General features: G+C 72.6%; 3 protein-coding genes. 2 read left to right on the top strand and 1 reads right to left on the bottom strand.

The features are described 5' to 3' along the window. On the bottom strand, nucleotides 1-663 hold a 663-nt coding region (locus VIU94_RS20195; RefSeq protein WP_414720976.1), incomplete at its 3' end, for a TPM domain-containing protein. Between the two features lie 136 nt (nucleotides 664-799). Between VIU94_RS20195 and VIU94_RS20190 the strand changes: the two genes are divergently transcribed. Together VIU94_RS20190 and VIU94_RS20185 are read left to right on the top strand one after the other, a co-directional pair. After that, nucleotides 800-1,819 (top strand): glycoside hydrolase family 18 protein, encoded by a 1,020-nt coding sequence (locus tag VIU94_RS20190; protein ID WP_331913237.1) that lies wholly within the window; start codon nucleotides 800-802, stop codon nucleotides 1,817-1,819. Between the two features lie 129 nt (nucleotides 1,820-1,948). Beyond that, nucleotides 1,949-2,420, top strand: a 472-nt coding sequence (locus VIU94_RS20185) for a VC0807 family protein (RefSeq protein WP_331913236.1), incomplete at its 3' end; no start/stop codon positions are given.

Raw genomic sequence — 2,420 nt, 5'->3', positions numbered from 1 at the left:
TGCGCCGCCGCGCTGTCTGCGGCGGCGGGAGACCGCGTACGCGGCCAGCGCCCCCGCGCCGCCGAGGACCGCGACGGGCAGGATGTAGTCGCTCGCCTCGATGGCGTCCGCGCCCCCGCCGCCGGGGTCGGCGGGGCCCGGGGTGATGCTGGGGACGGGCACGGGCGCGCCGCCGAGCACGGCGTCGTAGCCGTCCGCCGCGCCGATCGCGGCGCCCGCCCAGTCGTTCTGCCGCAGGGCGGGCTCGATCGCGGTCCGCGCCACGTCGTCGAGCTGGGGGTCGGTGAGCGGGGAGCCTTCGTCCACGGTGTACGCGTACTGGCGGCCCTGCGTCGCGACGGCGAGCAGCACGTCGTCCTGGCCGAGGCCGTTGCGGTCCGCCGTGGCATCGGCCCAACTCTGCGCGGAGCGGCCGGAGAAGTCGCGTACGTAGACGACGAACAGCTGCAGCCGCCGGTCGTCGTAGAGCGTGTCGAGGGCCTCCGCAACGGCGGCCCGGCGCTCGCCCAGGGCGCCTGCCCGGTCGGTGATCTGGCCCTCCCGGGACAGCGTGACGGGGTCGTCGGCCCGAGCGCCGGAGACGGCGGGCACGACCAGCCACCACGCCGCCACCAGCAGCGCGAGAAGGGTTCGGGCGGCTCCTCGGGCGGCTCTTCGCGTCACGTTTCGGAGGTTATGACGGTAGATGTCCCCTCGCGACCGGGCGGGCTCTGCGGAAACCGTGACGGACCGTGAGGCGTCACTGTCAGTAGCCGCCTCTAGGGTGGTGATCGTCTCGACACGGAACCTTGGGGGTCTGGTGCAGGAGCGTGTGCGGAGCTGGTGGCGGCGGGGGCGTTGGGTCGCCCTCGCGCTCGTCCTGCTGCTCGTCGTCCCGCCCGTCGGCGCGTACGCGGCGCTGCGGGTGAACTACGCGGGGGATCTGGCGGACGGCACGAAGTCGCGCGGCAAGGACGCCGTCTGGCTGGGCCACGCCTGGGTCGACGGCCGGAAGAAGGACGCCGACCTGGCCGCCTTCGCCGAGCGGATCCGGGGCACCGGGATACGGGACCTGTACGTGCACGCCGGACCGCTGGAGCACGACGGCACGCTGCCCGCCGACCGGTACCCCCGGGCGAAGTGGCTGATCGACGCCGTGCACCGCACGATGCCCGGGATACGCGTGCAGGCCTGGCTCGGCGACGTCCTGGCCACCGAGGGCCCCGACGGGCTGCGCCTGGAGAAGGCCGGCTCCCGGGCCGCCGTGGTGGCCTCCACCCGGCAGATCCTGGACGCGGGCTTCGACGGGGTCCACTTCGACCTGGAGCCGCTGCACTCCGACGACGCGAACTACCTCTCGCTCCTGGACGACCTCGGCACGCTGACCCGCGCCCGCAAGGCCCCGCTCTCCGTCGCCGCCCACCAGATCGACCCGCTGCCGGCCCTGCACTCCGTGGTGGGCGGGCTGACCGGCAGCGAGAAGTGGTGGTCGCAGGAGTTCTTCGGCCAGGTCGCCCGCCGGGTCGACCAGATAGCCGTCATGTCGTACGACACGTGGATGCCGCTGGAGAGCATGTACGGCGGCTACGTCGCCCAGCAGACCGCGCTGGCCTTGGAGGTCACCCCCGAGGACACCGACCTGCTGATGGGCCTGCCCTTCTTTCACGAGGACGACCTCGGCCACCACGAGTCGGCCGAGACGGTCTCGGCCGCCGTTCGCGGTACCCGGCTCGGCCTGGGGCGCACGGACCGGGACCGGGAGAACTTCGGCGTCGCCCTGTACGTGGACTTCGCCGCGGAGGAGGGCGACTGGGAGGCGTACCGGAGGGACTGGCACTGACACGGAAGCGGCCATTCCGGCAAATTTGGTGATCACTTGGTGATCATTTGGCCTGACGGCCCTGTCTCCTTGACGTGTTCCTGCCCTACGTTCGCGGCATCGCACGCACAGGCACCACCAGGGGGAACCGTGTCCACAGCGGACAGCACGATCACGCACGGCGCAGAGGAAGAGCGGCCGGCGCCGCCCGCCCGGTCGAGAGGGGCCGCCGCGGCGGGCTGGGTGCTCACCCTTGCGCTCAACATCGCCGCGCCGATCGTCACGTACAACATCCTCCGCGACCACGGCTGGAGCGAGTTCGCCGCGTTCCTGGCCAGCAGCGCATGGCCGGTGCTCGACAGCGCCGTCCACCTCGCGTGGCGGCGGCGGCTCGACGAGTTCGCCGTCGTCACCCTGGTGTTCCTGGTGATCACGGCGGCGGTGTCGCTGGTCGGCGCGCAGACCGCACGCGCCCTGCTGGTCAAGGACTCCGCCGTCACCGGGCTGTTCGGGCTGTCGTGCCTGGCCACGCTGCTGGCGCCGCGCCCGCTGATGTTCTACTTCGGCCGCAAGTTCGCCACCGACGGCACCGCGGCCAGTACCGCCTGGTGGAACGGCATGT

This window comes from Streptomyces sp. (genome assembly GCF_036566765.1).
In the GTDB taxonomy this organism is placed as follows: Bacteria; Actinomycetota; Actinomycetes; order Streptomycetales; family Streptomycetaceae; genus Streptomyces.
The sequence above is the reverse complement of the archived record's forward strand: the minus strand, read 5'-3'. Positions and strand labels throughout refer to the sequence as shown.